The sequence below is a fragment of the uncultured Tateyamaria sp. genome (assembly GCF_947487805.1).
Lineage (GTDB): Bacteria > Pseudomonadota > Alphaproteobacteria > Rhodobacterales > Rhodobacteraceae > Tateyamaria.
In genome coordinates this window covers 104,830-124,503 of sequence record NZ_CANKXW010000007.1, presented here as the reverse complement: position 1 = coordinate 124,503, position 19,674 = coordinate 104,830, and the positions used below count along the sequence as shown (strand labels likewise).

Genomic DNA, 19,674 nt, shown 5'->3' with positions numbered 1-19,674 from the left:
TTATTCGGCCGCTTCGGGGGCCGAGCCGCTGTCAGCCGCAGGCTCTGACCCGGCCGCGTCATCGGTTGCGGGCTTTGGCTTGGGCTTGCGAGACCGGCTGCTGCTGCTGCGCGTTGACTTGGGCTTGGGCTGGCTCTCGGGTGTTTCGACCAGACCGCTGTCACTGTCGCCGTCGGCCACCACATCGGGTTGCGGCGCGGTGGACGGGTCAACGTTCTGGCTGTCCTGCTCCTGCCGTGCGGCGCGTTCGCGGTCGCGCTCGGCCTGGCGTTCGCGGTTTTGCCGCTCCTGCTCTTCGCGGCGCGCGTCGATCTCGCGCTGCGCCTCGCTCAGCATACGCAGGTAGTGTTCCGCGTGCTGCTGAAAATTCTCGGTTGCGACACGGTCGCCCGACAGCTGCGCATCGCGCGCAAGCTGATTGTACTTGTCGATGATCTGTTGCGGCGTGCCGCGGACCTTGCCCTCGGGGCCGGAACTGTCAAAGACGCGATTGACGACGTTGCCGCCACCGCCACCGGAATTGCGGTTACGACTGCTCTTGGACCGGGACCGTGATCTCGAAGATTTCATGAATATCTGTTCCGCTCTTTGGCGTGTCTTTTCTGATCAGCCGCGGTGCATGGCAGCACCAGTTCACAGTATCGCGGCGATCTTGTGGATGAATGCTGTCGCAGGGACCGGGCCGCGCATCAGCATCTGGGGCATGAATAAGCATGGCAAGGACGCCACGACAAGAGGTAATGGCACTTTTTAAACATTTTTGAACGGTTCACGCGGGATTCCGCGCCACAATGACACGATCTCGCCCATCGAGATCCGGCAAAACAAGCAGATCGCCCCATCCCTCAGCTTCAAAGATGGCGCGCACATCATCTGCCTGCATCCAGCCGATTTCACACAAGACCCGGCCTTCCGCCGTCAGGTATCCGCCCGCCTGTGCGGCAATCTCGCGATAGGCGGACAACCCGTCGCCCTCGTCCGTCAACGCCATGCGTGGTTCATGGTCGCGCAACTCAGGCGCAACATCGTCCATTTCAAATGCCGCAAGGTAGGGTGGGTTCGCGACGATCAAGTCAAACCGCCCCTCTATCGGGTCAAACCAATCGCCCTGCACGATACGCACACGGTCGGCCACGAGATTCAGAACCGCATTGGCGCTGGCCTGCAAACAGGCCTCTTCGCTCAGATCGACGCCCACGCCCGTGGCCCGCATACGTTCCGACAACAGCGTCACCAGCAAGCAACCCGACCCGGTGCCAAGGTCAAGAACGCGCTCGAAATCCTGCGACAAGGCCGCCTCGATCAACGTCTCGGATTCGGGGCGCGGGTCCAGCACATCCGCCGACACCTTGAACCGGCGGCCATAGAATTCCCGCTCACCGATCAGGTGGCTTACCGGCACGCGCACGGCGCGGAGGGCGACGAGGTTCTCGTAGCGCTCTGCGATGTCGGGCGCGATGTCTTCGGGGGCAATCAGTGTCACGCGGGCCGCATCGACCTGTGCGGCATGGGCCAGCAAGACACGTGCATCTCGCGCAGGATCCGGTACGCCCGCTGCGCGCAGCCGTGCCGTGGCCGCAACCAGTGCCTCGGCGGCGGTCATGTGCCCATCTCGGCCATCATCCGTGCCTGCGCATCGGCGCTGAGCGCGTCAATGACCTCGTCCAGATCGCCCTGCATCAACTGATCAAGCCGGTAAAGCGTCAGGTTGATGCGGTGGTCCGTCATGCGCCCTTGCGGGAAATTGTAGGTGCGGATGCGCTCGGACCGGTCGCCCGACCCCACTTGTGCCGCGCGGTCCGCGCTGCGCTCGCTGTCGACCCGGCTGCGCTCCAGATCATAGAGGCGTGCGCGCAGCACCTGCATTGCCTTGTCCCGGTTGCGGTGTTGTGACTTTTCCGAACTGGTCACCACGATGCCCGTGGGCAAATGGGTGATGCGCACCGCACTGTCGGTGGTGTTCACGTGCTGGCCCCCGGCGCCCGACGACCGCATCGTGTCGATACGGATATCGCCCGGCGCGATGTCGATATCGACATCTTCGGCCTCGGGCAGCACGGCCACGGTCGCCGCAGAGGTGTGGATGCGCCCACCGCTTTCGGTGGTGGGGACCCGCTGCACCCGGTGCACACCGGATTCGAATTTCATCCGCGCAAACACGTTCTCGCCCGTGATATGCGCCACGACTTCCTTGATCCCACCCAGCTCGGTGGCCTGTTCCTCGATGATATCGAGCTTCCAGCCCCGCGCCTCGGCATAGCGGGTGTACATGCGCAACAGATCGCCCGCAAAAAGGGCGGCCTCGTCGCCGCCCGTGCCGGGCCGGATCTCCAGCATCGCAGGCTTTGCATCCGCCGCATCCTTGGGCAACAGCGCCACCTGAAGCGCCGCCTCAGCCTCCGGCAAGGCGGCTTTGAGGCGCGGCAACTCTTCTTGAGCGAGCTCCGCCATGTCCGGATCGGCCAGCATGGCCTCGGCCTCCTCCATATCCTCGACGATGCGCTGGTAGGCCGCGATCTGATCCACGACTGGCTTGAGGTCGGAATACTCCTTGGCCAGCGCAGCAATATCGCCGCTGCCGTCGGCCATGGCGGCTTCAAGATATTGAAACCGCTGAGTGATCTGCAAAAGTCGGTCCTGGGGGATCATGACGCAGGTGTGATCCAAGCAGGGGCTTTGGTCAAGGGGCCGAACGTGCTAAGATATGGCCATGATACGCGCATTTGTCCTCTCCCTTCTGTGTGTCGGCCCGGCCATGGCCGATGTTACGTCACCATCCGGCAAAACGGTGGAATGTTACTGCACCGACCGCGCCGGCAGCCGCATCGAACTCGGCGAAACCATCTGTTTGCAAGTGGATGGCCGCATGTTCATGGCGCAATGCCAGATGTCGTTGAATTCGCCCATGTGGCGCGAGGTGCAAGAAGGCTGCCTCAGCTCTTCGCTCGGCTCACCCTTTGGCGGCGACAAGCAGCCGCTGCAATCGTTCGCGATTGACGCCAAAATCTGACCGACCAAAGCGCAGCCGCGCATACATGCGCAGCAACCCGTCGCGATACTCCACCGTCGTGAAATCGGGAAAGCCAATCCACCTGGACCGTGTCACATAGGTGATCTGCCCTTCGGCAACCGATCCGGCCACCACCTGAGTGCGTGGCATCGCGCGTGCGGCCGCATCAACGCGCGCCAAGGCCTCGGGCCCCACATCCGTCACCCGAATGGCACCGCCCGTCATATCCTTGCTGGCCGTGGCGCTGATCGGCTGATGCCAGCGCGCGGCATCCACAGGTGCCAGCCGCACCCAGGCCACCGCGCCCAAGGCCACAATGCACACGACAATCAGAACTGTAGTCATGATCCTTAGCACTCCAGCTTTATCCCCTCACCGATACGCAACACCCGGCAGCACGCACAGCAGTTCGTAAAGGATGTTCGCCGCCGTCAGCGCCGTATTGCCGGATGTATCGTATGGCGGCGAGACTTCAACCAGATCACAGCCCACAATGTTCAACCCGCGCAAGGCCCGGATCAACTGCATCGCCTGTGGCGTGGTCAGTCCTCCAATCTCGGGCGTGCCCGTGCCCGGCGCATAGGCCGGATCGAGGCTGTCGATATCATAGGTCACGTACACCGGCGCATCGCCGATGTCGCGGCGGATTTCCGCGCCAAGCGTGCTCAGATCCCGGCCCCACAACTCGGGCGCCAGAAACTGCTGGAACCCCCAGCCGGCGGCCTCCGTGAAATCCTCGGCACTGTATCCCGTACCGCGCAGCCCGATCTGATAGGTCTTGGCCGGCTGGATCAGCCCTTCCTCATAGGCACGGCGGAACACGGTGCCGTGTGTCTCCCGCTCGCCGAACATCTCGTCATTCACGTCTGCATGCGCATCCACATGAACAAGCGCCACCGGCCCGTGCCGTTTTGCAATCGCGCGCAGGATGGGCAGCGTGATGGAATGATCTCCCCCGATGGCCGCCGGGATCGCATCATAGTTCAGGATCGCGTCATAGCTGTCCTCGATGATCCGAATGCTGTCGGCAAGCGAAAACGTGTTGATCGCCAGATCGCCCACGTCCGCCGCCTGCAAGCTGTCGAAGGGGGCCGCGCCCGTCTGCAGGTTATAGGGCCGGATCATCGCGCTTTCGCTGCGCACCTGTTTGGGGCCAAACCGCGTGCCCGACCGCCACGATGTTCCAATGTCCATCGGCACGCCCAGGATCGCCACATCCAGCTTGTGCAACTCGTTGGTAAAGGGCAGCCGCATGAACGTGTTCGGCCCGGAAAACCGCGCCAGATCATTGCCGCTGATCGGTTGGTTTTTAGGCGCCACTGCGCATCCTCCACCCCAGCAACTGGCAGATCTCGGTCGCCACATGGGCACCCGCGATGGCCGTGGCCCCGGTCGTGTCAAAGGGCGGCGATACCTCGACAATGTCACCGCCTCGAATGTTGATGCCCGCCAGCGCGCGCAACAGGGCCGCGGCCTGCGCCGAACTCAGCCCCCCCCAGACCGGCGTGCCCGTCCCGGGGGCAAAGGCCGGGTCCAGCCCGTCGATGTCAAAGCTCAGGTAACAGGGCCGGTCGCCCACGATCTCGCGCGCACGCGCCGCGGCGGCCTCCGGCCCGATCCGGTGAAATTCCGGCGCGTCGATGATATGGACGCCCAGCGTGTCCTCGTTCGTGGTGCGGATGCCGATCTGGACGGACGTGGCCGGATCGACAATCCCCGACTTGACTGCCTTGTAAAACATCGTGCCGTGATCCACGCGCCCCATATCATCATCGGCCCATGTATCGGTATGCGCATCGATCTGGATCAGGGACATCGGCCCATAGACCTCGGCATAGGCCTTGAGGATCGGAAACGAGATGTAGTGATCGCCCCCCAGAACAACGCTCGCCGCACCTGCGTTCAGAATACCGCGCATATGTGCGGTCACCGTGTCCGGAAAGGCCGCGATATTGGCATAGTCAAAGGCCACATCACCATAGTCCACGATGACCCGCTCGCTCAGCACATCAAAGGGCCACCCGTAAGGCGCGTCCGGCGCTTGCAGGCTCGACGCCTCGCGGATCGCCCGTGGCCCCAGCCGCGTGCCGGGCCGGTTCGTCACCGCCTGGTCAAAGGGAATGCCGGTCACCGCAATATCCACGCCGGTCAGATCCTTGGTATAGCGGCGGCGCAGGAACGACGTCGCCCCGGCAAAGGTCAACTCGAACGACGGGCCGCGCGGATCCTCGCGGGTAAAGGCGTGATCCATCTGTGTCTTTGCATCTTCAAGCGCCATTCTGATCCTTCATCTTGCCAGATAAACTTCGAGTTGAGGCGCGCATGCGCCGAGGGGCAAAGCCCCCTTTATACTGCCAGCCCTAGCGTACGGGCTGCGCCGTCTCGACCAACCGGGCAAAGAACGAGGCCCCGATCGGCGCGATCTCGTCGTTGAAATTGTATTTCGGATGGTGCACGCCCGCACCCTCGCCCTGCCCCAGCATCAGATAGGCGCCGGGTCGCGCTTCCAGCATATAAGAGAAATCCTCTGCGCCCATCACCGGCTCCACATCGGCATCCACGCCCGCATCGCCCGCCACTTCCGCGGCAACCTGTGCTGCAAACCCGGCCTTGCCCGCATCGTTTACGGTGGGGGGATAGCCGAACTCGAACTCCAGCCGCGCCTCGCAGCCATAGGCGGCGGCTGTGCCCGCCACGATCTGCTCCATCCGCGCCACAACCATGGCCTGCACGTCTTTGTTGAACGTACGCACGGTGCCGTTGATATAGGCGTCCTCGGGGATGACATTGTCAGTCGTGCCCGTGTGGATCTGCGTGGTCGAGATCACCAACTGTTCCAGCGGCCGGTGATTGCGGCTGACGATGGTTTGCAGGGCCGTGACCACGGCACAGGCCGCCACCACGGGATCGATGGAATCATAGGGCCGCGCGGCATGGCCGCCCTTGCCCGTGACGTGGATGTGAAACGTGTCCGCCGCCGCCATGATCGGCCCGCCGCGTGTGTGGAACTTGCCGAAATCCTTGCCGGGCGCGTTGTGGATGGCATAGACCTCGCCGATGTCGAACTGATCCATGATGCCCTCCTGCACCATGACCTCGCCACCACCGCCCGCCTCCTCGGCAGGCTGAAAGATCAACGCAACCTTGCCCGCAAAATTGCGCGTCTCCGCCAGGTATTTCGCAGCCCCCAGCAACATCGCCGTATGCCCGTCATGGCCGCAGGCATGCATCTTGCCCGGATGGGTCGAGGCATACTCAACCCCGGTTTCCTCTTCGATGGGCAGCGCATCGAAATCCGCGCGCAAGCCAATGGTCGGCCCCGCACCCTGCCCCTCGATGATCGCCACGATGCCCGTCTGCGCGATACCGTCATGCACCGCATCCACGCCGATCTCTTCCAACCGCGCCTTGATGAATGCGGACGTCTTGGGGCAATCGAACGACAGCTCCGGGATCGAATGCAGATGCTGCCGCCACGCCGCCATATCCGGCGCAAGGTCTCCGATACGGTTGATGATCGCCATGGCTGGACTCCTGATGTTGGGATGCGTCACATGTCACCAAACCTCAAACCGCACGGGGCTGCAATGGGCGACGACACTCTGATCCACGATCAAGGCGCAGGCATCGAACGTCTGCTCGAAATCATGCGCCGCCTGCGCGACCCCGACGCGGGCTGCCCCTGGGACATCGAACAGACCTTCGACACCATCGCCCCCTACACGATCGAAGAGGCCTACGAGGTCGCCGACGCCATCGAACGCCGCGATTGGCCCGAGCTCGAGGGCGAGTTGGGTGACCTGCTGCTGCAATCGGTCTACCATACCGCCATCGGCGAAGAGGCCGGACATTTCACCTTTCAATCCGTGGTCCGCAATATCTCGGACAAGATGGTCGCCCGCCACCCGCATGTGTTCGGCGACGAAAGCCGCGACAAATCCGCAGAACAACAGACCCGCGACTGGGAAACGATCAAGGCCGCCGAACGCGCGGGCAAGGCGCAGCAGGGCACGCTGGACGGCGTGGCACTGAACCTGCCCGCCCTCCTGCGCGCGCTCAAACTGCAAAAACGCGCGGCCCGCGTGGGCTTTGACTGGCCCGACACGCACCACGTCATCGACAAGATCAAGGAAGAGGCCGCCGAGCTGGTCGAGGCACGCGACCATCTGGATCACGACGCCATGGTGGACGAGATGGGCGATCTGCTCTTTGTCGTGGCGAACCTCGCGCGCCATCTGGACATCGACCCCGAGGAAGCGTTGCGGCGCACCAATGCCAAGTTCACCCGCCGCTTTGGCGCAGTCGAGGCCGCGCTTGCGACACGCGGCAAACGCCCGCAAGACAGCACGCTGGAGGAAATGGACGCCCTCTGGGACGCCGCCAAAATGCAGGAACGCGCTAGCCGAAGCTGACGCCGTCCATCCACTCGATCTGCTTGAGGTCCGACGCGTAACGTTCTGACAACTCGGTTACTTCCGTTTCCGAGAATGCGGCAAACCCGCGCGGCGCGCGGTCCTCGGCATGGGCGCCGATCACCGACTTCCACTTGGCCCGAGGCAGTTTTTGCCCACCCCGATAGGCCTCTTGCAATACCTCCAGCGCCGCATCCGTCGCACTCAGGTTCACAACCCGTCCCGGCTCTTTCAACGCGGTGCCCGGAATGCCCGGTACCAGCCTTTGCAACAAATCCGTACTCGATCCGCGCTGCGCATAGGGGATCACGGTCAGCAGGTCAGGCCGCAGCACGTCGCGCAGCACTTCGACGATGGACGGCCAGCCGCGATCCATCGCCATATAGGTGGGGCGCAAATCGTCAAAGGACGGCACGGCATTGTCTTCAGCCCGCTTGCGATAGCCCGACACGAACAATTCGTCATAGGGCCGCACCACCAGCAAGACATGGGCGATCGTGCCCGGCCACGCCGCGCGCAAGACCTCGCATCGCGGCCCGGCCATGGGATAAAACTGCCCCCGCATGAAATGGAACATGCGTCCGGGGATGTTTTCCTCGGACAGGATCAGAGGGCGCCCGCCCGCATGATCGGCCAGCGTCCGGGTCGCGCGGTCCACGAAGCCCGCAGGCTCCGCCCCGATTGTCCCCGGCAACCGCAACGCCAGATCCCCCGACGGGATACCGTCCCTGCCGGGATAGGCCGTCGCCAGACCGGCCTGATCCAGCGCCGCGCGGTTCTCGTGCAGGCACATCTGAAAGGACGATGTTCCCGTCCTGTGCGCGCCCGCATGGATATAGATCTGAGCCGTGGTCATGCCTGCCCTTACGCCAGCCGTCGCTGGCCTTGCAAGGTTTTGCGCACGGGCGCGCGCCGGTTCTGGACAAGGGGTGCCAAAGCAGCCACGGTGCGCCCACGAACCACCGGAGGCCCCATGCCAGCGCAAAAGATCATCATCGACACCGATCCCGGACAGGACGACGCGGTCGCCATCCTTCTGGCCCTTGCCAGCCCCGAAGACGTCGAGGTGCTGGGCCTGACAGCGGTTGCAGGCAACGTGCCGCTTGACCTGACGGCCAAGAATGCGCGCATTATCTGTGAGTTGGCAGGCAAAGTTGATGTACCGGTTTATGCGGGTTGTGACCGCCCTCTGGGCCGCGATCTGGTGACGGCGGAACATGTACACGGGAAAACCGGGTTGGACGGCCCGGACCTGCCTGATCCCACAATGCCGCTGGCCGACGGGCACGCTGTCGATTTCATCATCGACACCCTTCGGTCCGAACCCGCCGGGACCGTGACGCTGTGCCCGCTCGGGCCGCTCACCAACATCGCAACCGCGCTGCAAAACGCGCCGGACATTGCCGAACGGGTGCAACAGATCGTCCTGATGGGCGGCGCCTATTTCGAGGTGGGCAATATCACGCCCGCCGCAGAGTTCAACATCTATGTCGACCCCGAAGCCGCTGATATCGTGTTTAAATCTGGCATCGAAATTGTCGTGATGCCGCTGGACGTCACGCACAAGGCATTGGTAACTCAGTCCCGCAATGACGCCTTTCGCAACCTCGGCACGCCCGCAGGCATTGCAGTGGCGCAGATGACGGATTTCTTTGAACGTTTCGACAAGGAGAAATACGGCTCCAGCGGCGCGCCGCTGCACGATCCTTGCGTGACCGCCTACCTGATCAAGCCCGAGCTGTTCAGCGGGCGTCACATCAATGTCGAGATTGAAACCGGCTCCACCCTGACGCTTGGCATGACCGTCGCCGACTGGTGGCGCGTGACCGACCGGCCTGCCAACGCGCTCTTTATCGGCGATCTGGATGCGGACGGGTTCTTTGACCTGCTGACCGAACGTCTGGCCCGATTGTGAGCGCGGCGCTGACCCTCGCCACCGCAGAGCATGCGGACAAGCTGCTGCCACTCGTGGCCGCGTTCCACGCCGAAGAAGGCATTGACCAATCCGACGCCGCGCGCGCGGATGCGGTCATGCCGCTGCTCGAGGGGATCCCCCACGGGGCTGCCTATCTGATCGGTCCACCCCGTGCACCCATCGGCTATATCGTGGTGACCTTTGGTTGGTCCGTCGAATTCGGCGGCATGGACGGGTTTGTCGACGAACTATACGTCCGGCCAGGTGTGCGTGGGCGCGGCATCGCGTCCGAGGTCCTGCTGACCCTGCCGCGCGCCTTGGCGGGTGCCGGGCTCAAGGCGCTGCACCTCGAGGTCAGCGCCGGAAACGCCACAGCGCAACGGCTTTACGGCAAGGCCGGGTTCCGGATGCGCGACGGCTATCACCTGATGACGCGCCGGTTCTAGCTTTTGGGGGCGGCGACGCCTATCTGTCGATCATGAATATCCCCTTTGATAACACCTATGCCGCCCTGCCTGCCGCGTTCTACACCAGGCTCGATCCCACGCCCGTCAAGGCGCCCCAGATGCTGGCCTGGAATGAAGCTCTGGCGCAGGAGCTGGGCGTTGGCCCCGCCAATGCGGACGTGTTCGGCGGAAATGCCGTGCCGGATGGGGCTGCGCCGCTGGCGCAGCTTTATGCCGGTCACCAGTTCGGCAATTACAACCCGCAGCTGGGCGACGGCCGTGCCATCCTGCTGGGCGAGGTCATCGACACCCATGGCACCCGCCGCGACATCCAGCTCAAGGGGTCAGGCCGCACGCCCTATTCCCGCATGGGCGACGGGCGCGCCTGGCTGGGCCCGGTCCTGCGCGAATACGTGGTGAGCGAGGCGATGCACGCGCTTGGCATCCCCACCACCCGCGCACTGGCCGCAGTCGCTACCGGAGAGCCGGTCCTGCGCGAGGACGGCCCCCTGCCGGGCGCGGTCCTGACCCGCGTGGCCGCCAGCCACCTGCGCGTCGGCACGTTCCAGATCTTTGCCCACCGGGGTGAGATCGACGCGCTGCGCACCCTCACCGACTATGCCATCGCCCGCCACTATCCACAGGCCGACGGCGCCATGGGCCTCCTGCGCGCCGTTTGTGCCGCGCAAGCCGAACTGGTGGCCGCGTGGATGTCGGTGGGTTTCATCCACGGGGTTATGAACACCGACAACTGCACCATCTCGGGCGAAACCATCGACTATGGCCCCTGCGCCTTCATGGACGCCTACCACGAGGCGCGGGTGTTCTCCTCCATCGACCAGCAGGGCCGCTATGCCTATGGCAACCAGCCGCGCATCGCCGTGTGGAACATGGCGCAACTGGCCACCGCTCTGATCCAGCTGTTCGATGACAAGGAACAGGCGGTCGAGGAGGCCACCCAGATCGTGCACGCCATGCCCGCGCAACTCCAGGCCGCGTGGCTGCGCCGCTTCGGGGCCAAGATCGGCCTGCCCGACGCCACCGCCCACGACCAGCCCCTGATCGAAGACCTGCTGGCGCTGATGCAGCAGGACGGCGCGGATTTCACCAATAGCTTTGCCGCCCTGGGCACCGATACGGCCCGCGACCAGTTCACCGACCGGGCGGCCTTTGACGCCTGGCACACCCGCTGGGAACAGCGAACGGGCCCCGACGCGGGCCAAATCATGCAACGCACCAATCCGCAGATCATCCCGCGCACCCACCGGATCGAGGCGATGATCACCGCCGCCGTCGCGGGCGACATGGCCCCGTTTGAACGCATGATGACGGCACTGGCCGACCCCTATGCGCCGTCACCAGACCATGACGACCTGCGCCGCCCACCCACTGCGCAGGAAATCGTCCCGGCGACCTTCTGCGGCACCTAGCGGCGGTTGATCAGGATCAGACCCGCCGCCACCAGCCCAAGCGCCAGCCAGATCCGCACACCAATATCCTCGCCCAGGATCAGCCACCCCAAAAGCACCGCGAATACCGGCGAAAGAAAGCTGAAAGAGGCCACGCCCGAGGCCGGGTACACCTTCATCAACCAGAACCACGCCAGAAAGCCAAAGCTGGCAATCGCCAACACCTGATAGGCCAAGCCGACCATGTGGATCGGCTGTAAATCGCGGATGAACGGGCCAAAGAAAAACGCGGCAAAAAGCAGGATGGGCGTGGAAATCACCAGCTGCCACAGCAATTGCTGCTCCGCTGGCACCTCGCTCAGCGGCGTGACCCGCACACACAGCGCGATCCCGGCCCAGCACATCGCGGCCATCAGCGACAACAGATCGCCCAGCAAACTGCCCTGCCCGCCGCTGCGGTCCGCCACGGCCAGCGCCACGCCCGCCATCGCCAGCACCAGCCCGATCATCCGCACCCGCGACAGCCGCTCCCCTGGCAACAGCACATGTGCCGCCAGCGCCAGCCAGATGGGCATGGAATAAAACAGGATCGACGACCGCGCGACCGTGGTCAGATCCAGCGCATTGAAAAGCAGCATGAACTCGGCGGCAAAAAGCACTCCCGCCAACACGCCCCCCACCCGGCTGGCGCGCGGCAGGTGCAGCGAAATGCCCTTGGCCCGCATCCAGATCACCAGAATGGCCAGACCGCCAATGGACCGCAATGCGGCCATGAATACGGGCTGGAACCCGCCATTCGACACCTTGACCACCACCTGGTTAAAGCCAAAGTTCAGCGCAAAGGCAGTCAGCGCCACCGCGCCAATCAGATCAACATGGGATTTCCGTGCCATGGCCGCACTTGGCCCGTCTGCGCGCGGCAATGTCAATTGCGTTCCAACATTCCCCGCATTCCGCGCCGGGATTTGTGCCAAGGTCGTCAGGACTGATTCCAAGGGAAGATGGAGGGCAACCCAATGAGCTTGATGAAAACACTGGCCAAAGTGGCGATCGGCGTGGCCGTCGCGAAAGGCGCGAGCGCGATGATGAACAAGGGCACCGCGCGCGCAGCACCGGGTGGTGCGGGCGGTCTTGGTGGCCTCTTGGGCGGTCTGGCCGGTGGTGCCCCTGCGGGCGGCGGCGGTGCCGGGTTGCAGGATATGCTGGGCGGCCTCATGGGTGGCGCGCAGGGCGGTGCCGGTGGCATGGGCGGCCTTGGCGGTCTGCTCGAAGGGCTGGGCGGCAGCGGCGGCCAGTCCGGCGGGTTGCAGGGCATGCTGGGTGGTCTGGCGGGCGGCGCCGGTGCGGGCGGCCTGCTGGGCGCGCTTGGCGGTGCGATGGCACAGCGGCCCGCGTCAAATGGCGCAAGCTTTGGCCAGGTGCTGAATTCCAACTTCGACCAGACGCCGGAGGACCCGATCGAACCCACCGCCGATCAGGAAGCCGCCGCAGCCCTCATGCTGCGCGCCATGATCCAAGCCGCGAAATCCGACGGCAAGCTGGACGACGGCGAACAGGAAAAGCTGATGGGCCAGCTGGGCGGCGACATCGACGCGCAAGAGGCCGCTTTTCTCAAATCCGAAATGGCCCGGCCCGTCGACGTGGACGGTCTGGTACAGGACGTCCCGCGCGGCATGGGTCCGCAGGTCTATGCGATGTCGGTCATCGCCATTGATCTCGATTCGCAGGCCGAGGCGCAATATCTGCACAAACTGGCGCAGGGTCTCGGCATGGACGCCGGGGCGGTGAACGACATTCACGCCCAACTGGGCGTGCCGTCGCTTTACCAGTGACCGTAGGGTGCGCATTTATTGCGCACCTTTGCCGCCGCTCCGTTACGTCCGCGGCCCCTTGGGCTTGGGCTTGCGCCGCCGGTTCGACGGCTTGGCCCCGCCCGGCGCGCCGGGCCGGCCGCCGGGTTTTGGCCCCGGCCGCCCGCGCCCGCGCGCGGGCTTTTTCGCGGTGGGATCTTCCACCGGTTCCCATGCGCGGCCCGACGCCACCGGGATCGACAGTTTCATCACCTTTTGGATGTCTTTCAACTGGTCCATCTCGTCCGGCGCACAAAACGCGATGGCCGCGCCATCCTTGCCCGCCCGCGCGGTCCGTCCGATCCGGTGCACATAGGCCTCGGGCACATTGGGCAGATCAAAGTTGTAGACGTGTTTGACGTCCGGAATATCCAGACCCCGCGCCGCCACATCCGTCGCCACCAGCACCTTGATCTCGCTTGCCTTGAACGACGCGAGCGCGCGGTCGCGCTGGCCCTGCCGCTTGTCTCCGTGGATCGCGGCCACGGCGTATCCTGCCTTGTCCAGATTGCGCGCCAGCCGGTCGGCGCCGTGCTTGGTGCGCGTGAACACCAGCGCGCGTTCGTCGCGGTGCGCATCCATCAACTCGACCAACAGTGACGTCTTCTCCGCCTTGGCGATGAAGTGCACAGCCTGTGTGACCTTGTCCGCCGCCTTGCCGGGGGGCGAAACCTCGATCCGGATCGGATTGCGCAGGTAGGACCCCGCGATCTCTGCCATCTGCTTGGGCATCGTCGCCGAAAACAGCATGGTCTGGCGGTCCTCGCCCATCAGCGCGGCAATCTTGCGGAGATCGTGGACAAAACCCAGATCCAGCATCTGGTCCGCCTCATCCAGCACCAGAAACCCGGTCTGGTCCAGCCGCACCGCGCGCCGGTCCACCAGGTCCAGCAACCGTCCGGGCGTGGCCACAAGGATATCGACCCCCTTTGACAGACGCTGGATCTGCGGGTTGATCGACACACCGCCCACGACGATCTGCACCTTCATGTCCGTCAGCCCGCGCAGCACCTGCGCAATCTGCCCCGCCAACTCCCGCGTCGGCGCCAGCACAAGGCCCCGCGCCGTCTTGGGGGCCGCACTTCCCCCCTCTTCGATCAGTCGGGAAATCAGCGGAATGCCAAAGGCCGCCGTCTTGCCGGTGCCGGTCTGCGCCAGCCCCATCACGTCCCGCCCGTTCAGCGCATGGGGAATCGCCTGCGCCTGAATCGGTGTCGGTTGGGTCAGCCCCATCTCTTCGACGCGCGCCGATACGGCCGCGGGAAGGTTCATCATGTCAAAATCGCTCATGGCCCCCAGTGAACCCATGCGCTGCCAGCGTCAACCGCAATTGCCCCGCTGGCAAAGCTTCGCTAAACGGGGCCCATGACCGCAAAGCGCCCGACACTCATCGACCGCAGCGAGGCCAAGGGCCTGCGCATGACACACCCGCGCCGGGTGATTGCCCAAGTCCTGCAAGACAGCGATGACCACCCCGATGTCGAAGAGCTCTATAACCGCGCCAGCGCCGTCGACAGCGGCATTTCCATCGCCACAGTCTACCGCACCGTCAAACTCTTCGAAGAGGCGGGGCTGCTCGACAAGCTCGAATTCGGCGACGGCCGCGCCCGCTACGAGGACGCGGAACGCGAACATCACGACCACCTGATCGACATGAACTCGGGCGAGGTCATCGAATTCGTCGATGACGAGATCGAGGCGCTCCAGGAAAAGATCGCCCAGAAACTGGGCTATGAATTGCGCGGCCACCGGCTCGAACTATACGGCGTCCCGCGCAAGCGCTGACGCATCACGGGGCCCCCGCGGCCCGCACCATAAGGAACCGCCCGCTTGGCCAACCGAGACCGCCCCCTGCTCGCCGTCCTGATCGACGCCGACAACGTGCCCGCCAAATTCGCCGACGCGATCCTGCGCGAGGTCACCTCGATCGGCGAACCGGCCCTGCGCCGGGTCTATGGCGACTGGTCGTCGGGGCGGCTCAAGGCCTGGGCCGACCGCATCCTCGAACTGGGGCTGGTGGCACATCAGGACAGCTCCAACACCACCGGCAAGAACGCCAGCGACATCGGCCTCGTGATCGACGCCATGGACATCCTGCACGGCCGCCGCTTTGACGGTTTTGTCATCGTGTCCTCCGACAGCGACTTTACCGCCCTCGCCAACCGCCTGCGCGAGGATGGGCTGACCGTCATCGGCATCGGCGAATCCAAGGCACCAGAGGCGCTGCGCAACGTCTGCAACCGCTTTATCCTGATCGAAAACCTCGTGGGCGACACCCAGACCAGCAAAAGCCGCGCCGCCCCCAAATCCGCCCTGCCCCTCATCGAAGGCGCAATGGACAAGATCGAACAGGACGACGACTGGTACGCGCTGGGCCAGATCGGGCAGGCCATCCAGAACGCCCACCCCGACTTCGACACCCGCACCTACGGGCACCGCAAACTGTCGGAACTGGTGCAGGCCCTCAAGGGGGTCGAAACCAAAAAGCAGGGCAACCAGCTGATGATGCGTCTGTCGCGGTAAGGACACTCCATGGACAACCTGCGCGGCGCCACGATCATGGTGCTGGCCATGCTCGGTTTCGCCGTCGAAGACGCGGTGATCAAGCTGTTGGCCGGGGCCATGCCCCTGGGCCAGGTGATCGGCTTTCTGGGCCTGGGCGGTGCGGCGGTCTTTGCCATCCTCTGCCGGATGCAGGGCCAGTCGCTCTGGGATCGCGCCTTTCTGGCGCCGCCGATCCTGCTGCGCAATCTGGCCGAACTGATCGGCACACTCGGCTTTGTGACAGCCATCGCGCTGATCCCTCTCTCCACGGCTTCGGCCATCCTTCAGGCCGCGCCACTGCTGGTGACACTGGGCGCGGCCCTCTTTCTGGGCGAGGACGTGGGCTGGCGCCGCTGGGCTGCGATCCTGACCGGGTTTGTGGGTGTGCTGTTGATCATCCGCCCCGGCACGCAGGGGTTCGATTGGCTCTCGCTCTTTGCCGTGCAGGGCGTCGTGGGCCTGGCCATCCGCGATCTGGCGACGCGGCGCGTCAAACCGGTGGTCAGCTCGCTGCAACTGTCGTTCATGGCCTTTCTAATGCTCGTGCCCGCCTCGGCCATCCTGCTTTATGCGGGCGGCATCGTGCCGATCACCCCGACCGTCGCCCAAACCATGTACCTCATCGCCGCCGTCTTTATCGGCGCGCTCAGCTATTACGGCATCACCTATGCCATGCGCATCGGCGAGATCGGGTTTGTCACCCCGTTCCGCTATTCGCGCATGATCTTTGCCCTGATCATCGGTGTCACGTTCTTTGGGGAAACGCCCGGCCTGTTGACCCTGATCGGGGCGGCCATCATCATCCTGTCCGGCCTCTACACCCTGTGGCGCGAACAGATCGTAAAAAGGGGCGCTGCGGCATGACGCCTCTTGTTGTTAGCGCCAACAGCGCGGTAAACGCTGCTTAACTCTAGGTCAAAGGAGCCTCCTCATGAGCACCATCATCGACATCCACGCCCGCGAAATCCTCGACAGCCGGGGCAACCCCACGGTCGAGGTCGACGTGACCCTCGAAGACGGCACCATGGGCCGCGCGGCCGTGCCCTCGGGTGCCTCGACCGGCGCCTACGAGGCGGTGGAAAAGCGCGACGGTGACAAGGCCCGCTACAAGGGCAAGGGTGTTCTGGACGCCGTCGCCGCCGTGAACGGCGAGATCGCAGAGGCGCTGGTCGGCATCGACGCCACCGAACAGGTAGAACTTGATGCCGCCATGATCGAACTGGACGGCACCGACAACAAGGGCCGTCTGGGCGCAAACGCCATCTTGGGCGTATCGCTGGCCGCTGCCAAGGCCGCCGCCGACTGGACCCAACAGCCGCTCTATCGCTATATCGGTGGCACATCGGCGCGGATGCTGCCGGTGCCGATGATGAACATCATCAACGGCGGCGAACATGCCGACAACCCCATCGACATTCAGGAATTCATGATCATGCCGGTGGCCGCGGACAACATCCGCGAGGCCGTGCGCATGGGCTCCGAAGTGTTCCACACGCTGAAAAAAGAGCTGAGCGATGCAGGCCTCTCAACCGGCATCGGCGACGAAGGCGGCTTTGCGCCCAACATCAACTCCACCCGTGATGCGCTTGATTTCATTCTGAAATCCATTGAAAAAGCGGGATACACCCCCGGTGATGACATTCACCTTGCCCTCGACTGCGCCGCGACAGAATACTTCAAGGACGGCAAGTATATCCTTGCAGGTGAAGGGAAAACCCTCTCTTCCGAAGAAAACGCTGCCTATCTTGAGGCGCTGGTCAACGATTATCCCATCATCTCCATCGAAGACGGCATGGGCGAGGACGACTGGGACGGATGGAAGGCCCTCACGGACGCCATCGGCCACAAGGTCCAACTGGTCGGTGACGATCTGTTCGTGACCAACCCTGCGCGTCTGGCCGAGGGGATCGAGCGTGGCTGTGCGAACTCTATGCTTGTAAAAGTCAATCAAATCGGCAGCTTGACGGAAACACTTCAAGCGGTCGACATGGCCCACCGCGCGCAATACACCAACGTGATGAGCCATCGCTCCGGCGAGACGGAGGATGCCACGATCGCGGACCTCGCCGTTGCCACCAACTGCGGCCAGATCAAGACCGGCTCGCTCGCGCGCTCCGACCGGCTCGCCAAGTACAACCAGCTGATCCGCATCGAGGAAATGCTGGGCGCGACCGCGCAATACGCCGGTACTTCCATCCTGAAATGATGCGCTTGGCGGTCATAACCCTCTGCGCTGGCCTGATCGCATTGATCGGGCCTGCGCACGCGCAGGACGCACGACAAACCTGCGCCAAGATGCAGGCCGAAGACCGCCTCGGCCCGCTGACCCAGGCGCAATGCCGCTGCAACTATTCCGTGGCCGAACAGGTGCTGGACCCGGACATCCGCGCGCTGGTCTTTGACGCGTGGTACTCGGGCCGCGACAACATCGCCAAGGTTGAACAGCTGCGCCCCAAACCCCGCGTCCGCCGCCAGCTGCGCACAATGGCCGAGGCCGTGGTCAAGTACTGCTCATGACCGTGGTGATCGACAGCGCGGGGCCAAAGGATATGCCCGACCTCGAAAGGCTCTGCTGGGCTTACCGTGACCTGCTGGTCGAGCGCTCCGCCGGGCTGCCGCCGATGGTCGACACCTATTACGGCGTTGAAAGCTATACCGCGCTGATCGCGGATCTGCCACGCATCCATGCCCGTCCCCGCGGGGACATACTTGTGGCGCGGCTGAACGGGCGCACTGTGGGTTGTGCAATGTACTACCCCTTGGCCCAGGACGGCGTGACCGAGATCAAGCGCGTCTATGTGGACGACAGCGCACGCGGCACCGGCGCGGGGCGCGCGCTGATGGAAACTGCGATGAACCGTGCGCGCGATGACGGGTACAACCGCATGGTGCTGGACACGATTGCGCCCCTGGCCGAGGCGATTGCGCTCTATACCCGGCTGGGCTTTGCCCCCTGTGCGCCATTCTACGAACCCGACCCGGCGTTTGTGCCGCATCTGCGGTTCTTCGATCACCCGCTCTGAAACCGATCCGCGCCGTAGGGCGCCACCAGCGCCGCCTGCGTATTGCTCAGCGCGCCGTTCATCACCTGCGGCACGAGGGTCTCTGCGGTAATCGCGGCGAGCGTCACGCCGGAATGCATCACCGCCGCAAAGAGTCCTGACGGCCCGCAGGGGCCAATCACCGGGCGGCCGTCCTGCGGCACGGGCCGATGGGCAAAGAGAACCTCCTCCCATTCCAGCGCGGCACCGGGCAACAGCGCGCGCAGCCGCGCCAGCGTTTCCTGGGCCAGCACATCCGGCGGAGTGTCGATGGAGGTGCGCGCATCGCCTTGATGCTGCGCGGCCATGGGCGCCCAGACATGGCCTTGCGCGTCCTGACGCAGCTCTTGCCCCGGTGCGGCCATGACATGAGCCAGCATGGACGGCAGCGCACGGGTGCGCATCATGGCACCGGGGCGCTCCAGCATCGGCAGGTGCACACCCAGTGGGGCCAGCAGACCGGTGCTGGCTGTGCCCGCGGCAACGATGACGCGGTCGGCTGCGATGTGACCGGCGCGGGTTGCGACCCCGGTGATGCGCCCGGAGGTTTCGGTGATGTGGGTCACAGCGAGGCCGCGCACCACTTTCGCGCCGCACAACATGTCGCACGCGACGGCGGAGGGCGCGGCCACGCCCTCCTGCGCGAACCGCAAGGCGCGGTCCGGCGCGCGCAGATGCGGTTCGGCCCGGCGGATCCAGTCCGCATCAACCTCTTTGACCGGATAGCCCAGGGCGCGCAGTGCCGCCGCCTGTGCGTCGAAGGCGTCGCCGCTCTCCTCCCAACACAGACAGCCTGACCATGCAATCTCGACACCCAGACGGCGCCAAGCCGCAATTCCTTCGGCGCGCAGGCGAAAATGGTCGTCATCGAGGAAAAAGCTGGCGTTGATCCAGCCAAAGGACGCCGCCGTGGCACCGAGCCCCGCATCCAGAACGGTCACATCGGCGCCGTCCCTGATCAGCCGGTGGGCGAGAGCCGCACCGATGATGCCGCCGCCAATGATCACAACCTTCATGCGCTTGCCCTCCCTGCGGGGTGACCTTACG

At 64.5% G+C, this 19,674-nt stretch carries 23 protein-coding genes; 12 read left to right on the top strand and 11 right to left on the bottom strand.

What is annotated here, in order from left to right; translation table 11 throughout:
• The 3 genes from Q0949_RS16305 to prfA form a co-directional block, all read right to left on the bottom strand.
• Entirely contained in the window at window positions 1–570 is a 570-nt protein-coding gene (locus Q0949_RS16305; RefSeq protein WP_299374627.1) for a DUF4167 domain-containing protein, read from the bottom strand.
• Between the two features lie 199 nt (window positions 571–769).
• Window positions 770–1,603, bottom strand: coding sequence for a peptide chain release factor N(5)-glutamine methyltransferase (gene prmC / locus Q0949_RS16300; protein ID WP_299374624.1), 834 nt, complete (start codon window positions 1,601–1,603; stop codon window positions 770–772).
• Window positions 1,600–2,649 carry a peptide chain release factor 1 gene (prfA, locus tag Q0949_RS16295; protein WP_299374621.1) on the bottom strand — a complete coding sequence of 350 codons (1,050 nt, stop codon included), beginning with the start codon at window positions 2,647–2,649 and terminating at the stop codon, window positions 1,600–1,602. The genes prmC and prfA overlap by 4 nt, the downstream gene beginning before the upstream one ends.
• Before the next feature lie 61 nt (window positions 2,650–2,710).
• Between prfA and Q0949_RS16290 the strand changes: the two genes are divergently transcribed.
• Window positions 2,711–3,010, top strand: coding sequence for a hypothetical protein (locus tag Q0949_RS16290; protein WP_299374866.1), 300 nt, complete (start codon window positions 2,711–2,713; stop codon window positions 3,008–3,010).
• Here the strand turns inward: Q0949_RS16290 and Q0949_RS16285 are convergent.
• From Q0949_RS16285 to Q0949_RS16270, 4 genes are all read right to left on the bottom strand, one after another.
• Entirely contained in the window at window positions 2,951–3,355 is a 405-nt protein-coding gene (locus tag Q0949_RS16285) for a DUF1499 domain-containing protein (RefSeq protein WP_299374618.1), read from the bottom strand. The two genes, Q0949_RS16290 and Q0949_RS16285, sit on opposite strands and share 60 nt — an antisense overlap.
• Before the next feature lie 27 nt (window positions 3,356–3,382).
• Window positions 3,383–4,330 (bottom strand): agmatinase, encoded by a 948-nt coding sequence (gene speB, locus Q0949_RS16280; RefSeq protein ID WP_299374615.1) that lies wholly within the window; start codon window positions 4,328–4,330, stop codon window positions 3,383–3,385.
• On the bottom strand, window positions 4,320–5,288 hold the full coding sequence (gene speB / locus Q0949_RS16275; RefSeq protein WP_299374612.1) for an agmatinase: 969 nt from the start codon (window positions 5,286–5,288) through the stop codon (window positions 4,320–4,322). Before speB (Q0949_RS16275) ends, speB (Q0949_RS16280) begins: the two co-directional genes overlap by 11 nt.
• A gap of 82 nt (window positions 5,289–5,370) precedes the next feature.
• A complete protein-coding gene (locus Q0949_RS16270; protein WP_299374609.1) occupies window positions 5,371–6,534 on the bottom strand; it encodes a M20 aminoacylase family protein in 1,164 nt (387 codons plus the stop codon).
• Window positions 6,535–6,597: 63 nt separating this feature from the next.
• Here Q0949_RS16270 and mazG point away from each other — a divergent pair, with 63 nt between their 5' ends.
• Entirely contained in the window at window positions 6,598–7,422 is an 825-nt protein-coding gene (gene mazG / locus Q0949_RS16265; protein ID WP_299374606.1) for a nucleoside triphosphate pyrophosphohydrolase, read from the top strand.
• Here the strand turns inward: mazG and Q0949_RS16260 are convergent.
• Window positions 7,409–8,278: a hypothetical protein gene (locus Q0949_RS16260; protein WP_299374603.1), complete on the bottom strand. Its 870-nt coding sequence runs from the start codon at window positions 8,276–8,278 to the stop codon at window positions 7,409–7,411. The two genes, mazG and Q0949_RS16260, sit on opposite strands and share 14 nt — an antisense overlap.
• Window positions 8,279–8,395: 117 nt before the next feature.
• Between Q0949_RS16260 and Q0949_RS16255 the strand changes: the two genes are divergently transcribed.
• Genes Q0949_RS16255 through Q0949_RS16245 form a run of 3 tightly spaced genes read left to right on the top strand, consistent with a single transcriptional unit; the run spans window position 8,396 to window position 11,213 of the window.
• Window positions 8,396–9,337, top strand: a complete 942-nt coding sequence (locus Q0949_RS16255; RefSeq protein WP_299374601.1) for a nucleoside hydrolase — start codon at window positions 8,396–8,398, stop codon at window positions 9,335–9,337.
• Window positions 9,334–9,783: a GNAT family N-acetyltransferase gene (locus Q0949_RS16250; protein ID WP_299374598.1), complete on the top strand. Its 450-nt coding sequence runs from the start codon at window positions 9,334–9,336 to the stop codon at window positions 9,781–9,783. The genes Q0949_RS16255 and Q0949_RS16250 overlap by 4 nt, the downstream gene beginning before the upstream one ends.
• Before the next feature lie 32 nt (window positions 9,784–9,815).
• Window positions 9,816–11,213, top strand: a complete 1,398-nt coding sequence (locus Q0949_RS16245) for a protein adenylyltransferase SelO (RefSeq protein WP_299374596.1) — start codon at window positions 9,816–9,818, stop codon at window positions 11,211–11,213.
• On the opposite strand, the gene Q0949_RS16240 is transcribed toward Q0949_RS16245, so the two are convergent.
• On the bottom strand, window positions 11,210–12,085 hold the full coding sequence (locus Q0949_RS16240; protein WP_299374593.1) for a DMT family transporter: 876 nt from the start codon (window positions 12,083–12,085) through the stop codon (window positions 11,210–11,212). The genes Q0949_RS16245 and Q0949_RS16240 overlap by 4 nt on opposite strands.
• A 123-nt stretch (window positions 12,086–12,208) precedes the next feature.
• Between Q0949_RS16240 and Q0949_RS16235 the strand changes: the two genes are divergently transcribed.
• On the top strand, window positions 12,209–13,024 hold the full coding sequence (locus Q0949_RS16235; protein ID WP_299374589.1) for a DUF533 domain-containing protein: 816 nt from the start codon (window positions 12,209–12,211) through the stop codon (window positions 13,022–13,024).
• Window positions 13,025–13,066: 42 nt separating this feature from the next.
• On the opposite strand, the gene Q0949_RS16230 is transcribed toward Q0949_RS16235, so the two are convergent.
• The gene (locus Q0949_RS16230) at window positions 13,067–14,332 is read right to left on the bottom strand and encodes a DEAD/DEAH box helicase (RefSeq protein WP_299374587.1); all 1,266 of its coding nucleotides are present in this window, start codon (window positions 14,330–14,332) and stop codon (window positions 13,067–13,069) included.
• 75 nt (window positions 14,333–14,407) lie between these two features.
• On the opposite strand from Q0949_RS16230, the gene Q0949_RS16225 reads away from it, so the two are divergent.
• The 6 genes from Q0949_RS16225 (at window position 14,408) to Q0949_RS16200 (ending at window position 18,609) form a co-directional block, all read left to right on the top strand.
• The gene (locus Q0949_RS16225) at window positions 14,408–14,827 is read left to right on the top strand and encodes a Fur family transcriptional regulator (protein WP_299374584.1); all 420 of its coding nucleotides are present in this window, start codon (window positions 14,408–14,410) and stop codon (window positions 14,825–14,827) included.
• A 45-nt stretch (window positions 14,828–14,872) separates the two neighbouring features.
• Window positions 14,873–15,565 carry an NYN domain-containing protein gene (locus Q0949_RS16220; RefSeq protein WP_299374580.1) on the top strand — a complete coding sequence of 231 codons (693 nt, stop codon included), beginning with the start codon at window positions 14,873–14,875 and terminating at the stop codon, window positions 15,563–15,565.
• Between the two features lie 9 nt (window positions 15,566–15,574).
• Window positions 15,575–16,450 carry a DMT family transporter gene (locus Q0949_RS16215; RefSeq protein WP_299374577.1) on the top strand — a complete coding sequence of 292 codons (876 nt, stop codon included), beginning with the start codon at window positions 15,575–15,577 and terminating at the stop codon, window positions 16,448–16,450.
• Between the two features lie 67 nt (window positions 16,451–16,517).
• On the top strand, window positions 16,518–17,792 hold the full coding sequence (eno, locus tag Q0949_RS16210) for a phosphopyruvate hydratase (protein ID WP_299374574.1): 1,275 nt from the start codon (window positions 16,518–16,520) through the stop codon (window positions 17,790–17,792).
• Between the two features lie 5 nt (window positions 17,793–17,797).
• Window positions 17,798–18,103 (top strand): hypothetical protein, encoded by a 306-nt coding sequence (locus Q0949_RS16205; protein WP_299374571.1) that lies wholly within the window; start codon window positions 17,798–17,800, stop codon window positions 18,101–18,103.
• On the top strand, window positions 18,100–18,609 hold the full coding sequence (locus Q0949_RS16200) for a GNAT family N-acetyltransferase (protein WP_299374568.1): 510 nt from the start codon (window positions 18,100–18,102) through the stop codon (window positions 18,607–18,609). Before Q0949_RS16205 ends, Q0949_RS16200 begins: the two co-directional genes overlap by 4 nt.
• On the opposite strand, the gene Q0949_RS16195 is transcribed toward Q0949_RS16200, so the two are convergent.
• Window positions 18,597–19,643, bottom strand: coding sequence for an FAD-dependent oxidoreductase (locus Q0949_RS16195; protein ID WP_299374565.1), 1,047 nt, complete (start codon window positions 19,641–19,643; stop codon window positions 18,597–18,599). The genes Q0949_RS16200 and Q0949_RS16195 overlap by 13 nt on opposite strands.
• Between the last annotated feature and the right edge of the window lie 31 nt (window positions 19,644–19,674).

What these genes read in the sequence shown, in the direction of transcription:
- Q0949_RS16305 (WP_299374627.1), bottom strand. Translation starts at nt 570, where the DNA reads ATGAAATCTTCGAGATCACGGTCCCGGTCCAAGAGCAGTCGTAACCGC.
- prmC (WP_299374624.1), bottom strand. Translation starts at nt 1,603, where the DNA reads ATGACCGCCGCCGAGGCACTGGTTGCGGCCACGGCACGGCTGCGCGCA.
- prfA (WP_299374621.1), bottom strand. Translation starts at nt 2,649, where the DNA reads ATGATCCCCCAGGACCGACTTTTGCAGATCACTCAGCGGTTTCAATAT.
- Q0949_RS16290 (WP_299374866.1), top strand. Translation starts at nt 2,711, where the DNA reads ATGATACGCGCATTTGTCCTCTCCCTTCTGTGTGTCGGCCCGGCCATG.
- Q0949_RS16285 (WP_299374618.1), bottom strand. Translation starts at nt 3,355, where the DNA reads ATGACTACAGTTCTGATTGTCGTGTGCATTGTGGCCTTGGGCGCGGTG.
- speB (WP_299374612.1), bottom strand. Translation starts at nt 5,288, where the DNA reads ATGGCGCTTGAAGATGCAAAGACACAGATGGATCACGCCTTTACCCGC.
- Q0949_RS16270 (WP_299374609.1), bottom strand. Translation starts at nt 6,534, where the DNA reads ATGGCGATCATCAACCGTATCGGAGACCTTGCGCCGGATATGGCGGCG.
- mazG (WP_299374606.1), top strand. Translation starts at nt 6,598, where the DNA reads ATGGGCGACGACACTCTGATCCACGATCAAGGCGCAGGCATCGAACGT.
- Q0949_RS16260 (WP_299374603.1), bottom strand. Translation starts at nt 8,278, where the DNA reads ATGACCACGGCTCAGATCTATATCCATGCGGGCGCGCACAGGACGGGA.
- Q0949_RS16255 (WP_299374601.1), top strand. Translation starts at nt 8,396, where the DNA reads ATGCCAGCGCAAAAGATCATCATCGACACCGATCCCGGACAGGACGAC.
- Q0949_RS16245 (WP_299374596.1), top strand. Translation starts at nt 9,816, where the DNA reads ATGAATATCCCCTTTGATAACACCTATGCCGCCCTGCCTGCCGCGTTC.
- Q0949_RS16240 (WP_299374593.1), bottom strand. Translation starts at nt 12,085, where the DNA reads ATGGCACGGAAATCCCATGTTGATCTGATTGGCGCGGTGGCGCTGACT.
- Q0949_RS16235 (WP_299374589.1), top strand. Translation starts at nt 12,209, where the DNA reads ATGAGCTTGATGAAAACACTGGCCAAAGTGGCGATCGGCGTGGCCGTC.
- Q0949_RS16230 (WP_299374587.1), bottom strand. Translation starts at nt 14,332, where the DNA reads ATGAGCGATTTTGACATGATGAACCTTCCCGCGGCCGTATCGGCGCGC.
- Q0949_RS16225 (WP_299374584.1), top strand. Translation starts at nt 14,408, where the DNA reads ATGACCGCAAAGCGCCCGACACTCATCGACCGCAGCGAGGCCAAGGGC.
- Q0949_RS16215 (WP_299374577.1), top strand. Translation starts at nt 15,575, where the DNA reads ATGGACAACCTGCGCGGCGCCACGATCATGGTGCTGGCCATGCTCGGT.
- eno (WP_299374574.1), top strand. Translation starts at nt 16,518, where the DNA reads ATGAGCACCATCATCGACATCCACGCCCGCGAAATCCTCGACAGCCGG.
- Q0949_RS16200 (WP_299374568.1), top strand. Translation starts at nt 18,100, where the DNA reads ATGACCGTGGTGATCGACAGCGCGGGGCCAAAGGATATGCCCGACCTC.
- Q0949_RS16195 (WP_299374565.1), bottom strand. Translation starts at nt 19,643, where the DNA reads ATGAAGGTTGTGATCATTGGCGGCGGCATCATCGGTGCGGCTCTCGCC.